Annotated in this window: 19 protein-coding genes and 2 tRNA genes; 18 read left to right on the top strand and 3 right to left on the bottom strand. The window is 67.7% G+C overall.

Annotated features, from left to right (window positions below):
* Positions 1-3 precede the first annotated feature (3 nt).
* From mreC to F8D48_RS09015, 8 genes are read left to right on the top strand one after another with little or no spacing between them, the layout of a single operon-like run.
* A complete protein-coding gene (gene mreC, locus F8D48_RS09050) occupies positions 4-1,011 on the top strand; it encodes a rod shape-determining protein MreC (protein WP_151431399.1) in 1,008 nt (335 codons plus the stop codon).
* Entirely contained in the window at positions 1,011-1,535 is a 525-nt protein-coding gene (gene mreD / locus F8D48_RS09045; RefSeq protein WP_151431397.1) for a rod shape-determining protein MreD, read from the top strand. Before mreC ends, mreD begins: the two co-directional genes overlap by 1 nt.
* A gap of 13 nt (positions 1,536-1,548) precedes the next feature.
* Positions 1,549-3,723: a penicillin-binding protein 2 gene (gene mrdA / locus F8D48_RS09040; RefSeq protein ID WP_151431395.1), complete on the top strand. Its 2,175-nt coding sequence runs from the start codon at positions 1,549-1,551 to the stop codon at positions 3,721-3,723.
* A gap of 8 nt (positions 3,724-3,731) precedes the next feature.
* Positions 3,732-4,973: a rod shape-determining protein RodA gene (rodA, locus tag F8D48_RS09035; RefSeq protein WP_420868754.1), complete on the top strand. Its 1,242-nt coding sequence runs from the start codon at positions 3,732-3,734 to the stop codon at positions 4,971-4,973.
* Entirely contained in the window at positions 4,974-6,146 is a 1,173-nt protein-coding gene (locus tag F8D48_RS09030; RefSeq protein WP_151431391.1) for a YcjF family protein, read from the top strand.
* Positions 6,133-8,160 (top strand): TIGR03960 family B12-binding radical SAM protein, encoded by a 2,028-nt coding sequence (locus F8D48_RS09025; protein WP_151431389.1) that lies wholly within the window; start codon positions 6,133-6,135, stop codon positions 8,158-8,160. The genes F8D48_RS09030 and F8D48_RS09025 overlap by 14 nt, the downstream gene beginning before the upstream one ends.
* Positions 8,160-8,801, top strand: a complete 642-nt coding sequence (locus F8D48_RS09020) for a TIGR03936 family radical SAM-associated protein (protein WP_151431387.1) — start codon at positions 8,160-8,162, stop codon at positions 8,799-8,801. Before F8D48_RS09025 ends, F8D48_RS09020 begins: the two co-directional genes overlap by 1 nt.
* 36 nt (positions 8,802-8,837) lie before the next feature.
* On the top strand, positions 8,838-9,197 hold the full coding sequence (locus tag F8D48_RS09015; protein ID WP_135970841.1) for a histidine triad nucleotide-binding protein: 360 nt from the start codon (positions 8,838-8,840) through the stop codon (positions 9,195-9,197).
* A 161-nt stretch (positions 9,198-9,358) separates the two neighbouring features.
* Here F8D48_RS09015 and F8D48_RS09010 read toward each other — a convergent pair whose 3' ends face one another.
* Both F8D48_RS09010 and F8D48_RS09005 read right to left on the bottom strand, forming a co-directional pair.
* The gene (locus F8D48_RS09010) at positions 9,359-10,348 is read right to left on the bottom strand and encodes an aminopeptidase (protein WP_151431385.1); all 990 of its coding nucleotides are present in this window, start codon (positions 10,346-10,348) and stop codon (positions 9,359-9,361) included.
* Positions 10,341-11,324 (bottom strand): DUF1177 domain-containing protein, encoded by a 984-nt coding sequence (locus F8D48_RS09005; RefSeq protein ID WP_151431383.1) that lies wholly within the window; start codon positions 11,322-11,324, stop codon positions 10,341-10,343. Before F8D48_RS09005 ends, F8D48_RS09010 begins: the two co-directional genes overlap by 8 nt.
* A gap of 128 nt (positions 11,325-11,452) precedes the next feature.
* On the opposite strand from F8D48_RS09005, the gene F8D48_RS09000 reads away from it, so the two are divergent.
* From F8D48_RS09000 to F8D48_RS08990, 3 genes are read left to right on the top strand one after another with little or no spacing between them, the layout of a single operon-like run.
* The gene (locus tag F8D48_RS09000) at positions 11,453-12,550 is read left to right on the top strand and encodes a DUF917 domain-containing protein (RefSeq protein WP_028027107.1); all 1,098 of its coding nucleotides are present in this window, start codon (positions 11,453-11,455) and stop codon (positions 12,548-12,550) included.
* Positions 12,550-14,130, top strand: a complete 1,581-nt coding sequence (locus tag F8D48_RS08995; RefSeq protein WP_151431381.1) for a hydantoinase/oxoprolinase N-terminal domain-containing protein — start codon at positions 12,550-12,552, stop codon at positions 14,128-14,130. The genes F8D48_RS09000 and F8D48_RS08995 overlap by 1 nt, the downstream gene beginning before the upstream one ends.
* Before the next feature lie 9 nt (positions 14,131-14,139).
* Positions 14,140-14,973 (top strand): nitrilase-related carbon-nitrogen hydrolase, encoded by an 834-nt coding sequence (locus tag F8D48_RS08990; protein ID WP_151431379.1) that lies wholly within the window; start codon positions 14,140-14,142, stop codon positions 14,971-14,973.
* 90 nt (positions 14,974-15,063) lie between these two features.
* Here F8D48_RS08990 and F8D48_RS08985 read toward each other — a convergent pair whose 3' ends face one another.
* Entirely contained in the window at positions 15,064-16,467 is a 1,404-nt protein-coding gene (locus tag F8D48_RS08985) for a purine-cytosine permease family protein (RefSeq protein WP_151431377.1), read from the bottom strand.
* Positions 16,468-16,732: 265 nt separating this feature from the next.
* On the opposite strand from F8D48_RS08985, the gene F8D48_RS08980 reads away from it, so the two are divergent.
* The 7 genes from F8D48_RS08980 to F8D48_RS08950 all read left to right on the top strand — a co-directional run bounded on the left by F8D48_RS08980 (position 16,733) and on the right by F8D48_RS08950 (position 21,854).
* Positions 16,733-18,148 carry a cytosine permease gene (locus F8D48_RS08980; RefSeq protein WP_151431375.1) on the top strand — a complete coding sequence of 472 codons (1,416 nt, stop codon included), beginning with the start codon at positions 16,733-16,735 and terminating at the stop codon, positions 18,146-18,148.
* Positions 18,145-19,248 carry a DUF917 domain-containing protein gene (locus F8D48_RS08975; protein ID WP_016308627.1) on the top strand — a complete coding sequence of 368 codons (1,104 nt, stop codon included), beginning with the start codon at positions 18,145-18,147 and terminating at the stop codon, positions 19,246-19,248. The genes F8D48_RS08980 and F8D48_RS08975 overlap by 4 nt, the downstream gene beginning before the upstream one ends.
* Positions 19,249-19,252: 4 nt before the next feature.
* Positions 19,253-20,815 carry a hydantoinase/oxoprolinase N-terminal domain-containing protein gene (locus F8D48_RS08970; RefSeq protein ID WP_151431372.1) on the top strand — a complete coding sequence of 521 codons (1,563 nt, stop codon included), beginning with the start codon at positions 19,253-19,255 and terminating at the stop codon, positions 20,813-20,815.
* Between the two features lie 127 nt (positions 20,816-20,942).
* Positions 20,943-21,019 (top strand) — tRNA-Asp (locus F8D48_RS08965).
* 23 nt (positions 21,020-21,042) lie between these two features.
* Positions 21,043-21,119, top strand: a tRNA-Asp gene (locus F8D48_RS08960).
* 50 nt (positions 21,120-21,169) lie between these two features.
* The gene (locus tag F8D48_RS08955) at positions 21,170-21,469 is read left to right on the top strand and encodes a nucleotidyltransferase domain-containing protein (protein ID WP_151431370.1); all 300 of its coding nucleotides are present in this window, start codon (positions 21,170-21,172) and stop codon (positions 21,467-21,469) included.
* Entirely contained in the window at positions 21,450-21,854 is a 405-nt protein-coding gene (locus F8D48_RS08950) for an HI0074 family nucleotidyltransferase substrate-binding subunit (RefSeq protein ID WP_151431368.1), read from the top strand. Before F8D48_RS08955 ends, F8D48_RS08950 begins: the two co-directional genes overlap by 20 nt.
* The last annotated feature ends 403 nt before the right edge of the window (positions 21,855-22,257 follow it).

Raw genomic sequence — 22,257 nt, 5'->3', positions numbered from 1 at the left:
CTCATGGCTCTCAATTTCCAGAATAACAGTCCCGCGCCCGTCGGACGGGTGCCGCTCATTCTCACCCTCGTGCTGGCCTTGGGGCTCGTGGGCATCTACAGCGCCGAGGGCCCGGACGGCCCGATCCACCGGGTGCAGGCCCTCGTGGAGGGGGCCGTGGCCCCGCTCCAGATGGCCGGCGTGCCCCTGGGCGAGGCGGTGGAGGCGGCCGAGGATTCCGGCAGCGACAACGCCGCCTCCGAGGCTACCCTGACGGCCCTGCGGGAGCAGAACGAGCAGCTGGTGGCCCAGCTGACCTCCTCCGAGGAGATCCGCCTGGAGAACGAGCGCTTGCGCGGTCTGCTGAACCTCCGCGACGTCTACGACATCCGAGGTGTGGCCGGGCGCGTCATCGGCCGTTCCACCGATGCCTGGAACCAGGACATCACCCTGGACGTGGGCTCCTCCTCGGGCGTGGAGACGGGGCTGACCGTCATGGGGCCGACCGGCGTGGTCGGCCAGGTCATCTCCGTGTCGGCGGGCTCCTGCCGCGTGCGCCTGCTCACCGACCCCCAGTCGGGGGCCGCGGCCATGATCCAGTCGAGCCGTGCCGAGGGCATCGTGCGCGGGTCTTTGGACGGCCTGCTGTACCTGGAGAACATCGGTGCCGATGTGAACATCCAGGTGGGCGACGTGGTGCTGACGAGCGGTTTGGGGGGCAGTTACACCCGCGGCCTGGTCATCGGCACCGTGGCCCGCGTGGAGGGCAGCGCCGGCAAGGATACCCGCAAGATCGTCGTGGCCCCCAACGGCTCAGTCTCCCTCATGGAGGAGGCCATCGTGGTGTTCAGCGCCGCCGAGGACGCCTCCGACCGCTCTATTCCCGCCCCGAGCGACCAAGCCCCGGCCTCCGGTGCCGACAACACGGGCGAGGGCGGCCAGAGCGACGGCGACGGCAACGGCGACGGCGCCGAGGGCGGCTCCGGCGACGGCGGCCCCGATGACGCCGCGGGCGGGGAGGGGGATGCCTGATGGAGCTGACCCGCGAGACGGTGACGGCCCTCATCGGCGCCGTCCTGGCCGTGCTGCTGCAGATCATCGTGGCCCCGGCCATCGCCCTGTTCGCCGCCGTGCCCAACTTCATCGTGGCCTTCTGCCTCGTGCGCCCCGTGGCCACCCCCGGCCACGGGGGCCCCGTCATCCCCTTCGTCTGCGGCCTCATCTTCGATCTGGTGGGCGGCGGCCCGGTGGGGGCCATGGCCTTCGTGCTCGTGCTGGTAACATTTCTCGCTTCCCGGCTCTATCTCGCCCTGGACAACGATACCCTGTTCATGCCGGTGGCGATTCTTCTGGCCTCCACGGTTCTCGCGGAGGTGCTCTACGGCATCGCCGTCGTGGCGAGCGGCGGGGGCGTCTCCCTCGGCGAGGCCTTCCTGTACCGCACGCTGCCCTGCATGCTCTACGATTGCGTCATCGGCCTTCTGCTGTACCCGATCGCCATCCGCGTGATGGTCGGCAAGCCCTTGGGTCAACCGGGGACGCCGGTTCTGCGCTAGAAAGGGGGCGCCCGTGCTCCTTGCCATTATCGTGGCCGTGCTCGCGGCCGTTATCGCCATTGTGGTCATCGCCGCCGCCCTCGCCGTGAGGGCGAACCGCTCCACTCCCTCCGTGGGAGCCACCAAGGGGGTCAGCCAGCTGGACACCGTCGGCGTGGGCACCTCGCCCTTCGAGCGGCGCACCTCGGCCCGAGCCGCCCGGGACGGGGAGGTGACCGTGGGCTCCTCGGAGGACCCCACGGCCGCCAAGAAGCCCTCCGACGGCCTCGGAACCCGGTTCGCGGCCGTAGGGGCCCTGGCGGCGGGCATCTTCGCCGTGCTGGCCTCGAAGCTGTGGACCATGCAGATCCTCGGCAACTCCGAGTACGCCAACGCCGCCGAGCAGAACCTCTACACCACGGTGAAGACCCCGGCGCCCCGCGGGTGCATCTACGACGCCAACGGGGTGCCCCTGGCCGTGAACCGCCCCGCTCAGGCCGTGCTGGCCGATCCGGAGGTGGCGGACAACCGCGATGTGGTGCGCCGCCTGTCCACGGTGCTCGGGGTGCCGGTGAACGTGCTGTTCCAGCGCATCAAGGACGCGAGCGGGGGAGCCCAGAGCCTGCGCGTGCTCGGTCAGGACGTGCGCCTGCGCGACGTGGCCTTCATAGCCGAGCATGCCGACGCCTTCCCCGGTGTCACCGTGGAGGAGCGCTCCCTGCGCGAGTACCCCTACGGGGCCCTGGCGGCCCACGTGCTCGGCTACACGAGCAACGTGACCCCCGAGATCATGGAGAACAAGACCGAGGGCCGTGAGATCCTCTCCATCGACACCGTGGGCACGGCCGGCGTGGAGGCCACCTACGATTCCTATCTGGCCGGAGAGCACGGCGAGAGCAAGGTGATGGTGGACGCCAACGGCCGGCGCATCTCGGTCATGAGCAATATCGACGACTCCAAGGGCAGCGACGTGTACCTCACCATCGATGCCCGGGCCCAGTACGTGGCCGATCGGGCCCTCGCCGACCTCATCGCCCCGCGCGAGGGCGTCATCGGCACCGGCAAGGGCTGCAAGGGGGCCGTGGTGGCCCTTGATGTGACCGACGGCTCGGTAGTGGTGATGTCGAGCTTCCCCACTTTCGATCCTACGAACTTCACCGGGGCCTTCTCCCAGGACCTCATGGACAAGTACAACAGCGAAGAGGCCTATGCGCCGCTCAACAACAACGTGGTGTCGGGCCAGTTCATGGCCGCCTCTACCTTCAAGGCCTTCACGTCCTTGGCGGGCCTGGAGTACGGGTTCGCCTCGGAGAGCAGCTCCTGGAACTGCACCGGCGAGTGGGACGGCTTCGACACCGGCGTGGTGCAGAAGTGCTGGAACCACGCCGGCCACGGCACCCTGGACCTCTACGGCGGCATCGTGAACTCCTGCGACACCGTCTTCTACGAGATCGGCAAGGCTTTCTACGACCACGGGCCCGAGGGATCCGGCGATCTGCCCGACACGGCGCTCCAGGAGTACATCGAGCAGTTCGGCTTCGGCGAGCGCACGGGGATCGATCTGGGGGGCGAGGCCGTGGGCCTCATCCCGACGCCGGCCTGGAAGGCCGAGCACTGGCGCAACGTGCCCTCCGAGGCCGTCTGGCGCGGCGGCGACTACACCAACATGATCATCGGCCAGGGCGACGTGCTCGTCACGCCGCTGCAGATCGCCTGCGCCTACGCCGGTGTGGCCACGGGCACCATCATGCGCCCGCACCTGCTGAAGGAGGTGCGCAACAGCGCCGGGGAGACCGTCGTCACCTTCGAGCCGGAAGTGAGCCGCACGCCCGAGGTGACCGAGGCGCACCTCACCTACGTGCGCGACGCCCTCCACGACATGGTGCGCGAGTCCCATTCCGTGGCCCCCCTGTTCGAGGAGGCGGGCATCGACGCGGCGGGCAAGTCGGGCACCGGCGAGAAACAAGATCAGAACGACACGGCCTGGTTCGTGGCTTACGCTCCCTTCGACGACCCCAAATACGTGGTGGCCTGCGTCGTGGAGCAGGGCGGCGGCGGCTCGGACACGGCCGCCCCGGTGGTGGCCGAGGTCATGGCCGAGCTCATGGCCGACGCCGCCGGCACCTCCACGGTGACCATCGAGCGCGTGGCCGGCTCGTCGGGCGAGTCCGTGGAGATCGCCGTGGACTCCGGCGGCCGCGAGGACTAGGAGGGTTCGTGGCAGAGCTTCCCCAGATACATTCCGTGCACAAGAGCCAGCGGGCCTTGGGCTCCCGCGGCTCCCACCGTTCTCAGGGCCGTCCCGAGCGGCCGCCGCTGATCGCGCTCGTGAACTGGCCCTTCCTGCTGGTCATCGCCCTTGTGGTCAGCTACGGCCTTCTGGTGTGCTGGTCGGCGGTGCAGGGCGATGCCGACTACAGCTTCAACCGGCAGCTGGCCGGCGTGGGGGCCGGCCTCGTCATCATGACCGTGCTGTGGCGCTTCGACTACCGCCGCCTGGCCAACATGACCACGGCCCTGCTCGTCATCAACATCGTGCTCATCCTGCTGCCCCATGTACCGGGCCTCGGCACCACGGCCGGCATGGGCGCCCGCTCCTGGATCAAGATCGGCATGCAGGTACAGCCCGGCGAGTTCGCCAAGGTGACGGTGGTGCTGTTCGCTGCGAGCCTGCTGGCCCGCTACCAGGGCACTCTGGATGATTGGCGCGAGTACTGCAAGGTCTTGGGCCTGCTGCTCGTGCCCTTCGCCTGCATCATGACCCAGCCCGACTTGGGCACGGGCCTGGTGTATATGGCCATCTCGGCGGTGGTGCTCGTCATGGGCGGCGCCAAGGCCCGCTATCTGCTCCTTACCGTGGCGGCCGGCGTGGCGGCCATCGCGGCGGTGTTCGCCGTGGACGAGCTTTTGAAGTATCAGCTGCCCGACGGCACCTGGGAGTACCGCCTGCTGATGAACTACCAGCGCGGGCGTCTGCTCGTGTTCCTGAACCCCGAGGCCGACCCGTCCGGAGACGGCTACAACCTGGCCCAGGCCAAGATCGCCATCGGATCCGGGGGGCTGTTCGGCAAGGGGCTCTTGAACGCCACCCAGTCGACCCACGGCTTTTTGCCCGAGGCCCCTACGGACTTCATCTTCTGCGTGCTGGCCGAGGAGCTCGGCTTTGTGGGCGTGGTGGCCCTCATCGCCCTGTACGCCGCCCTCATCGCCATCTGCCTGTCCATCGCCCGGGCCGCCGACGACCTCTTCGGCATGCTCATCGTCATGGGCGTGGTCGGCATGTGGCTGTTCCAGATTCTCGAGAACATCGGTATGGACGTGGGGCTCATGCCCATCACGGGCATCCCGCTGCCGTTCGTAAGCTACGGCTCGTCGTTCATGGTCGTCAATTTCGCGCTCATCGGGCTCATCGGCTCGGTGTGGTCCCATCGCTCGATTCAAGGAAGGAAGGCCGCGTAAATGAACCTGCCCCTCGACATTCCCGCGCTCATCAGCGCCGCCACCGACATCGACGCTGCCCGCAACACGCCCCTGGCAGTATCCGTCTTTCTGGACGAGACGGCCCCTGGAGATGTGGTGGGCCACGTGCGCAGCGCCTTCGCGAGCGCCGGCGCCCGCACCCGGGTCACCCTGGGCTATTTGGAGGAGGGCGTCGCCCCCGAGCCCTACGGAGCCGACGACATGGCCGTGATCGTGGCGGGGGCGAGTCCCTCCATCGGCGCGGCCGCCGCCCATATCCGCTCCGCGGGCATTCCGGTCATGGTGGTGGCCACGGCCCCGGCCGCGGTGTCCCGCGCCGCCGAGGCGGCCGGGTTCCCCATTCCCGAAGGGGACCTGGTGGCCCCCCATATGACCGACCCCACCCCCTTGGGGGACGCCGCCGCCACCCTGTCGCGGCGCCTGACCGCCGGGAGCACCGAGAGCCGCCCTGCCGAGGCGCCGGCCGCCCTCGAGGCCCTCGAGCACGCGGTGCCCGCGGAGGAAGCCCCGGCGGGCGCGGAGCCCATCGCCCTGGACGAGGAGGCCGCCGCGACGTTGGACCGTCGCATGGGGGAGTGGATCATCGCGGCCTGCCGTGACAAGAAGCTCGCCTTCGCCCTGGCCTTCCCCTTCGTGCGCAGGCCGTTGTCTCTGGATGCGGTGCGGGCCACGGCCATCCAGAACGCCGGTGTGGGCGTGGTGGTGTTCATCCCCGGGGCCGACATGCCCATCATGACCCTGAACCAGGCGAAGATGCTGCTGCAGATTGCCGCGGCCTACGGCCAGCCCCTGTCGGCCGAGCGCATCAAGGAGCTGGCCGCCGTGGTGGGCGGTGCCTTCCTGTTCCGTAACATCGCGCGTACCGCCGTGGGCGTGGTGCCGGTGCTCGGCTGGGCCATCAAGGGGGCCGTGGGATTTGCCGGCACCGAGGCCATGGGCCGGGCCGCCATCGAGTACTTCGAGGCCGGCGGCGACATCGTGGGCGTGGCCAACGTAGTGCAGAAGGCCCGCGACGAGGCCGTGGAGGCGGCAGGGAAGGCTGCCTCCACGCCAGCGGGTCGCAAGGTGGTCGATACCGCCAAAGAGGCGGGGCGCGCTACGTGGCGCGGCCTGCGCGGGAAGAACGGAAAGGGAGTCCATGCCAAGCACTAACCTCTGGCCCCGGGTGGAGCCGCTGCTCGCTCGCGTCGAGCGGCCGGCCCGCTATCTGAACCACGAGTGGGGCTGCGTCGTGAAGGACGACGCCCCCTTCCAATTCTGCATGATCTATCCGGACACCTACGAGCTGGGCCAGGCGAACCAGGCCGTGCGCATTTTGGTGAACGCGGTGAACGCCACCGAGGGCATGGGGGCTGAGCGGGCCTTCCTGCCGGCCGTGGACATGGCCGACCTCATGCGCGATGCGGGCGTGCCGCTGTTCTCCCTGGAGAGCTGCGCCCCGGTGGCCGAGTTCGATGCGGTGGGCATCACGCTGCCCCACGAGCTGGCGGCCACCAACATCCTGGAGACGCTTGATCTGGCCGGCATCCCGCTGCACAGCGACGAGCGGGCCGAGGGCGACCCCGTCGTGCTGGCCGGCGGTCCGTGCGCCTACAACCCCGAGCCCTATGCCCCCTTCTTCGACGTGATCTTGGTGGGCGAAGGGGAGGAGCAGCTGCCCGAGGCGCTGTCCCTCCTCCGGCGTCTGCGGGGCGAGGGCGTCCCGCGGGCTGACATCTTGCGGGCCCTGGCCCGGGAGGTGGGCGGCGCCTACGTACCGAGCCTGTATCGCTGGCGCGGCGAGGCCGAGGCCCAGGCGGCCGGCAGCTGGGTGGAGCCCCTGTTCGACGACGTGCCACCGGTGGTGGACAAGCGGGTGTTTACGGGCTTCGCCGCCTCTGACGCCTACGAGCCCATGGTGGTGCCCTACACCGAGGTGGTGCACGACCGCCTGAACGTGGAGGTGCTGCGCGGGTGCGCCCGCGGCTGCCGCTTCTGCCAGGCCGGCATGATGTACCGCCCCGTGCGCGAGCGGTCGGCCGACAACATCGTGAGCGCCGTGGTGCGGGGGCTGGCCGACACCGGCTACGACGAGGTGAGCCTCACCTCGCTGTCCTCCACGGACCACTCCCAGATCGCCGAGATCCTCACCCGGGTGAACGGGGCCTGCGCCGGCACCGGTGTGCGCGTGAGCGTGCCCTCCCAGCGCCTCGACGCCTTCGGGGTGGAGATGGCCGAGCTGGTGGCGGGCCAGAAGAAGGGCGGCCTCACCTTCGCGCCCGAGGCCGGCACCCAGCGGCTGCGCGACGTCATCAACAAGAATGTGACCGAGGATGACCTGTTCAGCGCCATCGATGCGGCCTTCGCCGCCGGATGGCGCCGCTGCAAGCTGTACTTCATGGTGGGGCTGCCCACCGAGACCGACGAGGACATCAAGGGCATTGCGAGTTTGGCTCAGCGGGCCTACGACCGTGCCAAGGCCGCCGTGCCCCCCGAGCAGCGGGGCAGCGTGCGCATGAGCGTGTCGTGCGCGGTGTTCGTGCCGAAGGCCCAGACGCCCTTCCAGTGGGACGGGCAGATCTCGCCCGAGGAGACGCTGCGGCGCGTGGGGCTTTTGAAGCGCTCGGTGAAGTACAAGGCGGTGGACGTGCACTACCACGATCCCGCGACTTCGTTCGTGGAGGCGGTCATGAGCCGCGGGGGCCGCGAGGCGGCGGCCTGGGTAGAGGAGGCGTGGCGTCGCGGTGCCCGCTTCGATGCCTGGACCGAGCATTTCGACGAGGAGGTCTGGACCGGGGCCGCCGAGGCGTTGGGAATCGATCCGGCCCGCATCGCCCAGGCCGATTTCCCCACCGACTATGTGCTGCCCTGGAACCACATCACCGCCGCCGTGTCGTCCCGTTTCCTTGCTCGCGAGCGGGCGCGGGCCGCCGAGGGCGTCACCACGCCGGACTGCACCTTCGAGAACTGCTCCGCCTGCGGGGCCTGTCCCACGTTGGGCGCCGACATCCAGCTTCAGGAGGAGCGCGTGGGAAAGACGGGCGCGGGGGCCGTGGAGCCGCCCAGGGCGAATCCGTACCGCACCGTGAGGGCCGCGGGCTCGGCGACGACCGAGGCCCCGCACGACTCCGAGCGCGGCCCGCGGGGCGAAGGCGAAGGATCTTCCGAAGAGGAGGCGATGGCGTAATGGCCGATCCCCGTTTGTTCCGCCTGCGCGTGACCTTCCGCGAGACGGGCCGTCTCGCCCTGCTGTCCCATCTGGAAGTGGCCCGGGCCCTGGAGCGGTCCGTGCGTCGCGCGGGGCTGCCCTACGCCGTGAGCCAGGGCTTCTCCCCCCACATGCGCATCGCCTTCGGCGCGGCGCTGCCCGTGGGAGTGGGGGGCACATCCGAGTTCTTCGACCTGTTTCTGACCGACTACGTGGCCCCCGACAAGGCCCTGGCGGCCCTTCAGAAAGCGAGCCCCGCCGATCTGTACCCCACGGCGGCCCGCTATATCGAACCCAGGGATCCGGCGGCCTCCGTAGCCTGCCCCGTGAGCACCTACGAAGTGGAGCTCTCCGAGGCACCGCGGGCGCTGGTGGTGCCCGAGACGGTGACCGTGGTGCGCAAGAAGAAGGAGAAGACCCTCATGGTGGCCGACTACCTGGCCGGTTCGGTGACTCAGGAGGGCGCCCGCGTGACCTTCACCCTGGTGTCGAAGCCCACGGGCAGCCTGCGGGCCGACGCCTTCGTCCGCGAACTTGTGGCCGCCACCGTGGCCGTGGGTCACGGGGCCGAGGGTCTGCGCCCGACGAGCTTCCTGCGCGTGGAACAGCGGGCCGAATAGGGGTATCATAGGCCCGTTAGAGAGAAAGGAACTCCCATGGACGATTGCCTGTTCTGCAAGATCGTGGCCGGCGACATCCCGTCGGCCAAGGTGTACGAGGACGATATCTGCTACGCCTTCGATGACATTGAGCCCGAGGCGCCGGTGCATACTCTCATCGTGCCGAAGGTGCACTACGACAACCTGGCCGACGGGGTGCCCGCCGAGGTTATCGGCCATATGATGGCCATGGTGCCCGAGGTGGCGCGCTTGAAGGGCGTCGGCGAGAGCGGCTACCGCACCGTGGTGAACACCGGCCCCGATTCCGCCGCCACGGTGGGGCACCTGCACATCCACGTGCTCGGCGGCACCAAGATGGGCCGTTTCACCTTCGAGGGCAGCCTGCGCGAGGCCTAGAAGGGGAGCGGACGCTCCGCGGGGCGGAAGCGGTCTTTGTGTGGCAGCGATAAGAAAAGCGGGGCGCCTGCAGGCGCCCCGCTTGCGGTTCGGGACAGGTTGCACGGCCTCGGCGTGGGTCGGTGCCGCAGCTCCGTCCGCAGCCCCCCAGCCCCGTAGCCTCAGGCCACGAAGGTTCCGCGATCGATGACCAGCTCGTCGTCCAGGTACAGCGTGGGGTTTACGATGATGCCGTCCAGGTGGCAGTCGGCCGTGGTGGCGCCCCCGAAGGAGGCGTTGGTGCCGAAGGCGATGTGCACGGTGCCGTAGATCTTCTCGTCCTCGAGGATGTTGCCCGTCAGCAGGGCGCACTCGTTGGTGCCGATGCCCAGCTCGGCGATGGTGCCGTTCTCGGGGCGCTCGAACAGCACGGCCAGGCGCTCGGCGTAGGGGCCGGTCTCATCGCCGCCTTCGATGGCCGTAAGGCGGCCGTTCTCCAGGTGCACGATCATCGGGGCGGCCTCGCTCAAGCGCCCGATGCCCACCATGCTGCCGTCGATGACCATGGTGCCGCTTCCTGCGTCCTCCACAGGCGCGATGTACGCCTCGCCCGACGGGAAGTTCCCGCTGGCCCCCGGTGTGCGGAACACGCCCGGGCTCGGCACGCCGGGGCGCCCGTCCAGGTTCAAGGCCAGGGTGTGGCCGTCCTTCTCGATGCGGGCCGTCCGGGCCGCGTCCAGGCGGGCGGTCATCGCGGCGGTGAGCGCTTCCACGCGCTCGTAGTCGGCGCAGCAGGCCCCGGCCTGGAGCATGGAGAGGGTGATGCCCGGCATGGTGACTACGCGGGTGCCCTCCGCGGCGGCGTTGATGCGGGCCCGGGTGTGGGTGAGCGACTTGGCCGTGGCGCACAGGGCCACATCGGCCGACGCCATGGCCGCGGCCACGGCCGAGGGCGGCTCCTCCCCGGCCACACGGCCCTCGGGCATCACCAGCAGGGCCGTGGTGGCGCCCAGCTCGCAGCCGGCGGCGTAGAACAGCTCGCCCACCTCGCGGGTCGCATCATCGGTGACCACGGTCAGGCTCTCCTTCGCGGTTAGGCTGGCGTTGCGGGTCAAGATGGCCCGGGCCCGGCGCAGATCGTCGCTCGCCCCGAGCACGCCGGTCCTAGGCATGTTCGTTCTCCGCGGGGAGGTTGCCCATGGTCTGCAGATGGGCCATGGATCCGTAGCGGGCATGGAAGCGCTTAAGCTCGGCCGGATCGTAGAAGGCGCAGCTGCCCGCGCCGAAGGCCTTGGCCACCTCGATCATGAAGCTGCCGGTCTCGTCCAGGTCGGTCAGGTGCGTGGCCCCCGTGGCGCAGCCGGGCACCGGCACCTCGGTGGTGACCGCCACGCCCACCACGGGCGCGGCGGTGGCGGTGGCGGGCTGTAAGATGGAGTTCAGGTGGTACAGCCCGTTGCCGTAGGGCGTGATGTCGTTCATGGACAGGGGGTAGGTGCGCGCGCGGCGGCCCGAGGCCATCTCGGCCAGGGTCACCAAGTCGTCGCTCACGGGCAGGATGCAGCCCTCCTTCACCGTGGGCGAGATCATGAAGCCGCGCTCGTTCATAATGCGGTTGCCCTTGGTGGTGTCCACCGACAGCACGGCGTCCAGGGGCCATGCGCCCGTCTCGGCGGCGCCGTCGCCCACCTCCTCGCGGTTCACCTCGGCCATGGACACCGGCGAGCCCATGAAGGGCACCGGCTCGTGGGGCGCGGTGGGGGCATGGGGACAGATGTGAGTGGACACGAACACGTCGCCGGGGAGCATATCCCCGCGAACGCGCATGGACAAGAGCTTCGCCGCGCAGGCCAGGGCCACGAGCGCCCCATCGCCGTCGGACACGAACCCGATGCGCTCCGGGCGCGCGCCCAGGCCGCCCAGGCGGCCCAGAAGACCGATGGTGGGGGCATCGCCGCCGACGGCGCGACCGTTCGTGCCGGGGATGCGGATGCGGATCATATCGGTGGAGCCCTTGGTGCCGGTGAGCGGGTAGGTCTCGGCGTCGCAGTCCGGATCGATGGAGCGTAGATAGGCCAGGGCCGCCTCGCCGCTGGCGGCGGGGGAGTCCAGTAGGTCGTACAGCTCGATCAATTGCTTGAGAATCATGGGAAACCCTTTCTGTTATGACCGTGTGCGTCATTTTAACGCTGCGCGGCCGAGAGGGTAACGTCGGGTCAGCGCTTTTCGACTACAATCTCACTCAAGTATGTAACGACCGAAGGGGACATGCCATTATGAGACGCTTTATCGGAGTCGATGAAATCGAGGATATGGCCCTGGGCGCCACGGTGCTGGGCGCCGGCGGCGGGGGAGACCCGTATGTGGGCAAGCTTATGGCCATCGAGGCCATTCGCAAGTACGGCGACGTGGAACTGATCACGCCGGACGAGGTGCCCGACGATGCCGTCGTGGTGGTGTCCCAGATGATGGGCGCCCCCACCATCATGGTGGAGAAGATCTGCAGCGGCCTGGAGCCCATGGCCACTTACGACGAGATGGTGAAGGAGCTGGGCGTGGAGCCCTACGCCATCTACGCCGTGGAGGCCGGCGGCGTGAACTCCACCATCCCGTTCATTCTCGGCGCCACCCGTCGCATCCCCGTGGTGGACTGCGATCTGATGGGCCGTGCCTTTCCCGAGCTGCAGATGACCACGCTGGGCATCAACGGCGTGAAGGGCCAGCCGGCGGTGCTCGCCGATGAGAAGGGCAACACCGTCACTGTGCGCGCCATCGACGATCGCTGGCTCGAGCGCATCGCCCGCCAGGCCACCTCGGTCATGGGCGGTTACACCATTCTGGCCTCCTACATGTGCACCGGCCGCCAGCTGAAGGACTTCGCCATTCCCGGCACGCCCACGCTGTGCGAGAAGATTGGCCGCACCCTGCGCGAGGCCCGTGAGATGCACGCCGACCCCATCGCCGCCGTGCTCGAGGTCACCCGCGGGCACCGCCTGTTCAAGGGCAAGGTGGTCGATGTTGAGCGCAACACCGACGGCATGTTCGTGCGCGGGCGGGCCGTGGTGGCCGGCCTGGACGACGACAAGGGCCGCGAGCTGGTCATCGAGTTCCAGAACGAGAACATCATCGCCCGGGCCGACGGCCGGGCCCTGTGCACCTCGCCGGACCTCATCATGTCGCTGGATATGGAATCCGGCACGCCGGTGACCACCGAGGGCCTGAAGTACGGTGCCCGCATCGTGGTGGTGGGCATGCCCTGCGACGATCAGTGGCGCACCCCCGAGGGCCTGGCGGTCGTGGGGCCGCGCGCCTTCGGCTACGACTTGGACTACGTGCCCGTCGAGGAACTGGCGGCGACGGAAGGAGGCCGATAATGGCAGAGGAGAAGCGCACCTGGCGCTTGGGCATCGATGTGGGCGGCACCAACACCGACGCCGTGATCATCGACGGCGACCTGAACCTGGTCGCCTCTACCAAGAGCCCCACCACCGAGGACGTCATGGGCGGCATCAAGGCCGCCATGCACGAGGTGGTTTCCCAGATCGGCCTCGAGGCTGCGGCGAACATCGGATTTGCCATGCTGGGCACCACCCACTGCACCAACGCCATCGTGGAGCGCCGCCGCCTGAACAAGGTGGCCGCCCTGCGCATCGGGGCCCCGGCCACTACGGCCATCAGCTGCATGGCCGACTGGCCCGAGGAGCTGAAGAGCGCCATGCGCGTGCGCGACTTTCTGGTGCACGGCGGCCACGAGTTCGATGGCCGCGAGATCAGCGCGCTTATCGAGGACGAGATCCGCGAGGTGGCCCGCGTGGTGCGCGAGGAGGGCTTCGAGTCCGTGGCGGTCACGAGCGTGTTCTCGCCGGTGTCCGATGCCCACGAGCGCCGTGCCGTGGAGGTGCTGCGCGCCGAGCTCGGCAAGGAGTTCCCCATCTCGGTGTCCTCCGAGATCGGCTCGCTCGGCTTTCTGGAGCGCGAGAACGCCTCCATTCTGAACGCCGCGCTGGTGGACGTGGCCCGCACCACGGCCGACAGCTTCGAGGAGGCGCTGGCCGCCGAGGGTATCGTGGATGTGGCCGTGTACCTCGGCCAGAACGACGGCACCCTCATGTCGGTGGACTACGCCAAGCGCTATCCCATCTTCACCATCGCTTGCGGTCCCACCAACTCCATCCGCGGAGCGTCGTTCCTCACCCAGGAGAAGGACGCCATCGTCGTGGACATCGGCGGCACCACCACGGATGTGGGCGTGCTGTCCCACGGTTTTCCCCGCGAGTCCATGGTGGCCGTGGAGATCGGCGATGTGCGCACGAACTTCCGCATGCCCGACCTGGTGAGCGTCGGGCTCGGCGGCGGCTCCATCGTGCGCCGCGCCGAGGACGGCTCGGTCGCCGTGGGCCCCGATTCCGTGGGCTTTCGCGTGACCCGCGACGCGCTCGTGTTCGGGGGTGATGTGGTCACGGCCACCGACATCGTGGCAGCCCGGGGGTTGGCGCCCGGGGTGGGCGACGCGTCGCTCGCATCCTCGCTCGACGCCGATCTGGTGGAGCGCGGCTATGCCGAGATCGTCCGCATCATCGAGGACGCCGTGGACGCCATGAAGACCTCGGCCGGCGACGTGAAGGTGGTGCTCGTGGGCGGCGGTTCCATCCTGGCGCCCGAGGCCCTGGAAGGGGCGAGCGCGGTGCTGCGTCCGCCGCACTTCGGCGTGGCCAACGCCATCGGCAGCGCCATCGCCCAGGTGTCGGGCCAGATCGCCAAGGTGTTCTCGCTGTCCGAGACGCCCCGCGCCCAGGCCATCGAGGAGTCGAAGCGCCGCGCTTGCGACGAGGCTATCGCTGCCGGCGCCGATCCGGCCACGGTGGAAGTGATCGAAGTCGAGGATATCCCCATGGCCTACCTCGGCGATGCCCTGTGCATCCGCGTGAAGGCCGTGGGCGATTTGATGCTGTGAGGAGGCCCCATGACTGAATCTCGTCCAGTGCGTCTCGTCCTTATCCAGTTCGAGTCCGAGCTGGGCAACCCCGCCAAGAACACCGAGCGCGCCTGTCAGATGATCGCCGAGGCCGCCGAGGCCGGCGCCGATTTGGTGCTGCTGCCCGAGCTGTTCTCCACGGGCTACCAGCTGAACGCCATCGGGCCCATCCTGGGCGACCTGGTGGAGCCGGTGGACGGCCCCACGGTGCGCGCGCTGCAGGAGGCGGCCCGGGCCGGCGGGTGCTACGTGGCCGCCGGCGTGGCCCTCACCCGCGAGCTGACCGCCGTGCCCTACAACAGCTCGGTGTTCATCGATCGGGAGGGCAACCTGCTGGGCACCTACGACAAGCAGCACCTGTGGGCGCTCGAGCGCTTCTACTTCCGCGGCGGCAACGGCGGCGGCGTGTTCGACACCGACTTCGGACGTGTGGGCGTCATGATCTGCTACGACATGGGTTTCCCGGAGACGGCCCGCATGCTGGCTCTGAAAGGGTGCGATCTGGTGCTGTGCCTGGCCGCTTGGTGCAAGGAGGACATGGACGGCTGGTATCTCAACGGCCCCTCCCGTGCTTTGGAGAACACGGTGTATACGGCTTGCGTGAACCGCTACGGTATAGAGGACGATCTGGTGATGCCGGGCCATTCCTATGTGAGCAATCCGCGCGGTCACATCATCGCTGAGCTGGAGGGGGAGGCCGAGGGCGTCCTTGTCGCCGACATCGACCTGGCGGATGTGGCTGCGGGCCGCATGGACGGCCGCTACCCGCCCTACCTGCGCGACCGTCGCCCCGAGCTCTACGACGACGTGCTGCTGCCCTAGGCGGGCGGCTCGTTTTTCTGCCCCATCCCATAAAGAAAGGGCGCCGGAAATGCTTCCGGCGCCCTTTCTGCGCGTGCGGTGCGCTGCGGCTTATAGCACCTCGTCGGTCTCCTTGAAGGTGATGTTCTGCACGCCCTTGACGCGGGCGGCCACCACCATGACGACCCAGTACAGCAGGCCCGCCAGGATGAGCGAGTTCAGGCCCGGGATGCCGATGGCATAGATGCTGGACACTTCGCCGATGCCGAAGCCCACGAGCCAGCAGATGATGGTGATGGGGTTCCAGTTCTCCACGCGCCGGGGCAGGATGCCTTCCTTGCGGGTCTCCTCCAGGACGGCGCGGCTGCGGCGCAGGAAGAAGTAGTCCACCACCATGATGCCGGCCACGGGCGGGATGGCCACGCCGAGCAGGGTGAGGAAGCTCGTGAAGTAGTTGATGATGCCCACCACCGACAGCACGGTGCCCACGATGCCGAGGGCCCACACCAGGGCGTTGCGGTTGGACACCTTGTTGAACAGGGCGTTGATCATGGTGGCTAGGCCGAGGCTGGACGAGTACAGGTTGATGTCGTTCAGCTTCACGGTGGAGGCGACCACGATGATCACGCCGATGATGCCGGAGGTGCCCATCATGATGTCGACGACGTTCTCGGTGCCCATGGCGTTGGCCAGAAGCACGGCCAAGAGATTCATGCCCAGCTCGCCCAGGAAGGTGCCGATGAGCGTCATCCAGAACACCTGGTTGCCGTTCTTCAGGAAGCGGGCGTAGTCGGGGGTGCAGATGGCACCGGCGATAAATCCACCGGCGACCATGGTCGTGCCAGCGCCGATCGACAAAGCCGGTCCCGGAGGAGCCGCGGCGATGAGCTCGCCGATGGAGTGGCCCTGCAGCACGATGGCGGCGGCCACGATGACCACGATGACGAACAGCGGCACGAAGATGGTGGCGAAGTTAGCGATGGCCTTGATGCCGAACACCACGAGCAGGGTGATGGACAGGCCCGTGATGATGGCCCACAGGATGTACTCGCCGGTCACGCCGGGAATGATCTCCTCGGTGCCGAGGAAGTCGGTGAAGGGCACGATGGAGGCCATGCCCTGGCCGAACACCGAGTTCTGCACGCCGAACCAGCCGACCATGGAGATGGCGACCACGCCGCCGAACAGGGCCGAGCCGCCTTTGCCCAGACCGCACCAGCGGGAAAGAAGGCTGGTGGACAGGCCCTCGCGAGCCGCGGCGGTACCGAGCGCCCAGCTGACGACCTGCAGCAGCACCGAGCCGAGCATAGTGCAGACGAAGGCGTCGAAGAACGTCATGCCGTAGCCGAGGGCGGCGCCCAGCATCAGCTGGGACACGCAGCAGATGGCGCCGATACGGATGAAGAGGATGCGCCAGAACGGCTGCTTGGCGCTGGCGGGAACGCGCGACAGCGAGTAATCTATGTCGCGGTTCTCGGCTTCGGCGGCCTCTTCGAATTGCTTTTCAGTTGTCATAGGCAATCCTTCTCTCTCAAAAGCGGCGGCGCGGCGTCTTTCCCCATCGGACCGGCGCTGCCGATACATGTGCTTCTGCTGAATGCAGAATGGAGAAATAATATCTTGCTTGCTTTTCATTTGTGTTTCCAATGGGAAAGGAATCCGTCTGCCTGGTTCCACCCGTCGCTAAACGGCGGTTTCCGCGCCGCGATGGTATGCTGGCAGGGTTTGATTCGCGCCGTGGGGACGGTGCGCGAGAGATTGGAAAGGGGATGCGCCCGCCATGGAATCGAAGGGACTCGGCGCCGATCTGTACGTCGACGAGGCGGACCGCAAGGGTTGGAAGACCATCGCCGTCATCCGCGCCGGGGGCATGTTCAGCGCCCCGACGCTGATGGTGGGAGCGGCTTTGGGGCTGGGCCTGGGTCTGGGCGGCTCGGCTTTGGCCACCTTGGCGGGCTTTGGCTTCATCGTCATATATATGTGCTTCGTTTCGATGCAGGCGTCGGACACCGGCGCGCCGACGGCGCTGCTGGCGGCCCCGGCCCTCGGTGTTGGCGGGGCGCGCTGGGTCGTGTCGCTCATCGTGGGCGTGGTGACCGTGGGCTGGTTCGGTGTGCAGACGGCCGTGTGCGGCGCGTCGCTGTCGCTTATGCTGGCGGCCACCTTCACTGTCGCGGCTCCCGAATGGGCCTGCGCTTTGGGACTGGGGCTGCTCATGCTGGTCACGGCGGTGATCGGCTTCTCGGGGCTGCGCTGGCTGTCCACCGTGGCGGCGCCCTTCCTCATGGCAGTCTGCCTCTACGGGGTGGCCGCATCTTTGGCTGGTGAGGGCGGGGTGGGGCCCCTGGTTGCTTTTGCCCCTGCGCCCGCCGACGCCATCGGCTTTCTGACCGGGGTGAACCTGGCCATCGGGCTGTTCGCCTTCGCGGGGTTCACCGCCGGCGACATCGCGCGCTTCGCCCGCACGCGCCGCGACGCGGTGCTGTCCTGCGTGGTGGGAGTGCTGCCCGCGGCCCTGGTGGCGCTCGCCTGCGCAGCGGCTTTGGCCATCGTGACCGGCGAGGGGGACGTGGCGGTGCTCATGAACTCCATCGGCCTTCCTGCGGTGGGACTTCTGGCCCTGGTACTGTCGGCCTGGACGGTGAACGCGAGCAACGTGTACTCCGCCGGTCTCGGCTTCGCCGTCATGCTCGGCCGCGACGAGAGCGGCAGCAAGGTGACGACGCTCGTGGCGGGCATCGCCGGCATCGCGCTGGCCTTGGGGGGCATCTTGGGGCAGTTCGAGATGTTCCTGTCGTTTCTGTCGGCTACGGCCCCGGCCCTGGCCGGCGCGGTGGTGGCCGACTACTGGATCGTGCGCCGCGCGCGGCCCGAGAACGTGGAGCTCGTCGAAGGCTTCTCGGTGCCCGGTGCGGCGGCCCTCGGGGCGGGTGTGATCGTGGGTCTGGTCACGGGCGGCGCCTTCGCCGAAGTGCCGGGGCTGGCCTTTCTCAGCTTGCCCTTCTTCCTGGGGCCGGTAAACGCGCTTGCAGCCTCGATACTTTCCTATACCCTGGTCTACTACGCCACGGGCCGGCGCCGCTTCACGGGGCCGGTGCGCTGGCGCACCCCCGATACCTCTACGGCCCACGGCGCCGAGCGTGCCGCGGCCTGCGATACCGTTGCAGACTTCGAACCTGAGAGAGAGGCTTTATGAGAGAGATCGGCCTGAACGACATCGAGGACATCGCCCTGGGCGCCACGCTGCTGGGCGCCGGCGGGGGCGGCGACCCCTACATCGGCAAGCTGACGGCCATGGCCGCCGTGCGCGAGTGCGGACCGGTGCGGCTTATCGGCGCCGACGAGCTGCCCGACGACGCCTTCGTGGTGCCGAGCGCGTCCATGGGCGCGCCCACCATCCTCACCGAGAAGGGCGTGGGGGCCCACGAGTTCCATCGTCTCTTCGACATGGTGGGCATGTTCTTCAACCGCCCGGTCTACGCCACCATGCCCGCCGAGGCCGGCGGCGTGAACTCCATGCTGCCCATCGCCTGCGCCGCGCGCCTCGGCATCCCCATGGTGGACGCCGACGGCATGGGCCGCGCTTTCCCCGAGCTGCAGATGGCCACCTTCGCCATCGGCGGGGCCAGCGCGAGCCCCATGGCCTTCATCGACGAGAAGGGCAACGCCGGGGTGCTGTCCACGGTGACGAACAAGTGGACCGAGGACATCGCACGGGCCGCCACCACCACCTGCGGCGGCACGCTGACCATCGCCCTGTACTGCATGGATGCCCCCACGGTGAAGGCCTACGGAGTCCACGGCATCGTGACGCGGTCCCAGAAGCTGGGGCACGCCATCCGCACCGCCAAAGAGGGCGCCGCGGCGGCCGGCATGACCCCCGAGGAGTACTTCCTGCACTTCACCGGCGGGTTCAAGCTGTTCAAGGGCAAGATCGCCGATGTGCTGCGCGAGACGCGGGGGGCCTTCAACTTCGGCCGAGCCGTGCTCGAGGGCATCGGCGAGTACCGCGGCAGTCGCGCCTTCGTCGACTTCCAGAACGAGAACTTGCAGTGCGTGGTGGACGGCGAGGTGCGCGCCACGGTGCCCGACCTCATCTGCCTGGTGGACCCGGAGACGTTCATTCCCGTGCCCACTGATGCGCTCAAGTACGGCAAGCGGGTGCTGGCCGTGGGGCTTACCTGCTTCGATATGTGGCGCACTCCACGCGGACTCGATCTGGTGGGGCCGCGCTATTTCGGCATCGACGTGGATTACGTGCCCGTGGAAGAGCTCTGCGGGCAGAAGGGGGAATAGGGCCATGTACAAACTCGGCATCGACGTGGGCGGCACCAACACCGACGCCGTGCTCATCGACGAGCAGGATGCGGTGGTGGCCGCGGTGAAGCGGCCCACATCCGACGATATCTACACGGGCATCATGGATGCGGTGGATGCGGTGCTGGAGGCCAGCGGGGCCGACCGCGCCCTCATCGGCCGGGCCATGCTCGGCACCACCCAGTGCACCAACGCCATCGTGGAGCGCCGCAACCTGGCGAATGTGGCCGTGCTACGCGTGGGCGCGCCGGCCTCGGTGGGCATCCCGCCCATGGTGGACTGGGCCGACGACCTGGCCGCGGTGAGCCGGGGGTCGGCCATCATCGAGGGCGGCTTCGAGTACGACGGCCGTCGCCTGGCCGCCTTCGACGAGGGGGCCTGCCGGGCCTTCTTCGAGGGAGTGCGCGGCAAGGTGGACGCCGTGGCCCTGTCCTGCGTGTTCTCCACGGTGCGCGATGATGACGAGCGTCGCGCCGCCGAGGTGGCCCGCGAGGTGCTGGGCGATAAGGTGCACCTTTCGGTGTCCAGCGAGATCGGTTCCATGGGCCTGGTGGAGCGCGAGAACGCGACGATTCTGAACGCGGCGTTGAACGAGGTGTCGCGTCGGTTTACCGAGGGCTTCGCCGAGAGCCTAGCCGCCAAGGGCATCACCGGAGCCGAGGTGTACCTGTCCCAGAACGACGGCACCCTCATGACCATGGAGCACGCGCGGCGCTATCCCATCCTCACCATCGCCTGCGGGCCCACCAATTCCATCCGCGGGGCGAGCTACCTGACCGGGGTGGACGACGCCATCGTCATCGACGCGGGCGGCACCACCACCGATTTGGGCATTCTGTCGAACGGTTTTCCACGCGAGAGCGGGGTGGCGGTGAACATCGGCGGCGTGCGCACGAACTTCCGCATGCCCGACGTGCTGTCCATCGGGCTCGGCGGCGGTTCGGTGGTGCGCGTGAGCGAGAGCGCCGACGGCACCGTGAGCGCCACGGTGGGCCCCGATTCGGTGGGTTATCGGATCGCCGAGCGGGCGCTCGTGTTCGGCGGCGACACGTGCACGGCCACCGACGTGGCGGTGCGCCTGGGGATGGCCGAGGTGGGTGATGCGTCGCTTGTGGCCGGGCTGCCCCTGGCTCATGCCGAGGCCGCCATGGAGACCATCCGCGCCATGGTGGAGGATGCCATCGACGTGATGAAGGTGTCGAGCGATCCCATCGACGTGGTACTCGTGGGCGGCGGCGCCATCGTGCTGCCCCAGGATCTGGCCGGCACCCGCCAGGTGCTCGCTCCCGAGCACGCCGGCTGCGCCAATGCCATCGGCTCGGCCCTGTCGAAGGTGAGCGGTACCTACGAGGAGCTGGTGGACTACGATGCCGTGCCCCGCGACGAGGCCCTCGCCGCTGCCCGCGCTGCCGCCATCGAGGCCGCCGTGGCCGCCGGAGCGGTGCCCGAGACCGTGGTCGTGGTGGACGTGGAGGATGTGCCCCTGGCCTATTACCCGGGTCACACCAATCGCGTCAAGGCCCGTGCTGCGGGCGATTTGGCCTAAGGAAGGTAAGGCGGGGCGGGACGCTCGGCGCCCTCGTTCCGCCCGAGTTCGGATTCGGGAAAAATTTCTTGAATTTGGACTTGCGCACAATGATCGTTGCGCGTATACTATACGGGCTGCTTGAGACGGGGTGTTAGCTCAGTTGGTTAGAGCGCCGGCCTGTCACGTCGGAGGTCGCGAGTTCGAGTCTCGTACATCCCGCCATTTTTTCTCAAGCGCGACACCACGGGGTGTTAGCTCAGTTGGTTAGAGCGCCGGCCTGTCACGTCGGAGGTCGCGAGTTCGAGTCTCGTACATCCCGCCATTTGAACTGAAAGGCCAGTAGCGATACTGGCCTTTTTGCTAAGGATCAGCATGGATACCTACGGCTTGAGAGAAGAAGTAACTGCGTTCATCGTCGATCAGGCGAGAGAATGCGGGATCGCGAAGGTTGTCCTCTTCGGCTCTCGCGCATCGGGTCGTTTCTCCGAGAAGAGCGATATCGATCTCGCTGTTTGCGGCGCTTCTTTCGACCGCTACATCGGGATTCTCGACGAGAGCTGCCCGACCTTGCTGACCTTCGATTTCGTCGACATGTCCCAAGAGGTGGGCGAGGGGCTGCGGGAGCGCATCGCGCAGGAGGGGGTCGTTCTCTATGAAGCATGCGAACTATAAGGCGAACCTGAGCGTGCTGCGGCAAGCTCCCGAGCAGGATCTGCAAAACGAGTTCGTCCTCAGCGGCATCATCGATAAGTTTGCGATGCAATTCGAGCTTTCCTGGAAGCTGCTGCGCAAGACTCTCGAGTACGAGGGTAGGCTGGATGCAGCCACGGGGTCTCCGCGGGGGATCATCAAGGCGGCCTATGATGCGTACGACTTTATCGGCGAGGGTATCTGGCTGCGCATGCTCGACGATCGCAACGCGGCCGAACATGTTTACGACGCGATGCTCGCACGGCGCCTTGCCGACGACATCATCGGCTCCTATATCGCCACTTTCGACGACTTGCTCGCCAACCTCGAGCGCCTCTACCCGGCCGAGTTGCTCGAGACGTTCTAGCCGGGTGACGGTTTCCACTATAATTGCCGACTGACCGGATGCTTTGGGTGTCAAGGGGTGTCAAGGGGTGTCAAGGGGACGGTTCTCTCGGCACTCGCGTAGCCATTCCGTCTGTTGATGAGGAGGGAGCGTCCCGGCTCCCTCGCAGATCGAATAGTAATATCTGACGACCAGAATTTCATTAGCTGACAGTGTTATAGCCTTTAGACTGATTCCAAGATTGACATAATGTAAAAACATTTTGCAATACATATTGCAATTAACCTATTGGAATGAGGGATATAGGAACAAAAGTGTGTAAGGAAGCCTAATCGACCCCGTAGGGATAAGGGGTCTCATGATGGAACTCGGACCATACCAGTCCTTCTCCCCATCTTGCAGGTTCGCCGGTTTCATCGCCTTT

The organism is Adlercreutzia muris (assembly GCF_008831045.1).
Lineage (GTDB): Bacteria > Actinomycetota > Coriobacteriia > Coriobacteriales > Eggerthellaceae > Adlercreutzia > Adlercreutzia muris.
This window is presented reverse-complemented; position numbering and strand designations above follow the sequence as displayed.

Excerpts from the sequence above, each read along its gene's own strand:
- mreC (WP_151431399.1), top strand. The coding sequence starts at position 4 with ATGGCTCTCAATTTCCAGAATAACAGTCCCGCGCCCGTCGGACGGGTG.
- mreD (WP_151431397.1), top strand. The coding sequence starts at position 1,011 with ATGGAGCTGACCCGCGAGACGGTGACGGCCCTCATCGGCGCCGTCCTG.
- F8D48_RS09030 (WP_151431391.1), top strand. The coding sequence starts at position 4,974 with ATGAACCTGCCCCTCGACATTCCCGCGCTCATCAGCGCCGCCACCGAC.
- F8D48_RS09025 (WP_151431389.1), top strand. The coding sequence starts at position 6,133 with ATGCCAAGCACTAACCTCTGGCCCCGGGTGGAGCCGCTGCTCGCTCGC.
- F8D48_RS09020 (WP_151431387.1), top strand. The coding sequence starts at position 8,160 with ATGGCCGATCCCCGTTTGTTCCGCCTGCGCGTGACCTTCCGCGAGACG.
- F8D48_RS09015 (WP_135970841.1), top strand. The coding sequence starts at position 8,838 with ATGGACGATTGCCTGTTCTGCAAGATCGTGGCCGGCGACATCCCGTCG.
- F8D48_RS09010 (WP_151431385.1), bottom strand. The coding sequence starts at position 10,348 with ATGCCTAGGACCGGCGTGCTCGGGGCGAGCGACGATCTGCGCCGGGCC.
- F8D48_RS09005 (WP_151431383.1), bottom strand. The coding sequence starts at position 11,324 with ATGATTCTCAAGCAATTGATCGAGCTGTACGACCTACTGGACTCCCCC.
- F8D48_RS09000 (WP_028027107.1), top strand. The coding sequence starts at position 11,453 with ATGAGACGCTTTATCGGAGTCGATGAAATCGAGGATATGGCCCTGGGC.
- F8D48_RS08995 (WP_151431381.1), top strand. The coding sequence starts at position 12,550 with ATGGCAGAGGAGAAGCGCACCTGGCGCTTGGGCATCGATGTGGGCGGC.
- F8D48_RS08990 (WP_151431379.1), top strand. The coding sequence starts at position 14,140 with ATGACTGAATCTCGTCCAGTGCGTCTCGTCCTTATCCAGTTCGAGTCC.
- F8D48_RS08985 (WP_151431377.1), bottom strand. The coding sequence starts at position 16,467 with ATGACAACTGAAAAGCAATTCGAAGAGGCCGCCGAAGCCGAGAACCGC.
- F8D48_RS08980 (WP_151431375.1), top strand. The coding sequence starts at position 16,733 with ATGGAATCGAAGGGACTCGGCGCCGATCTGTACGTCGACGAGGCGGAC.
- F8D48_RS08975 (WP_016308627.1), top strand. The coding sequence starts at position 18,145 with ATGAGAGAGATCGGCCTGAACGACATCGAGGACATCGCCCTGGGCGCC.
- F8D48_RS08970 (WP_151431372.1), top strand. The coding sequence starts at position 19,253 with ATGTACAAACTCGGCATCGACGTGGGCGGCACCAACACCGACGCCGTG.
- F8D48_RS08955 (WP_151431370.1), top strand. The coding sequence starts at position 21,170 with ATGGATACCTACGGCTTGAGAGAAGAAGTAACTGCGTTCATCGTCGAT.
- F8D48_RS08950 (WP_151431368.1), top strand. The coding sequence starts at position 21,450 with ATGAAGCATGCGAACTATAAGGCGAACCTGAGCGTGCTGCGGCAAGCT.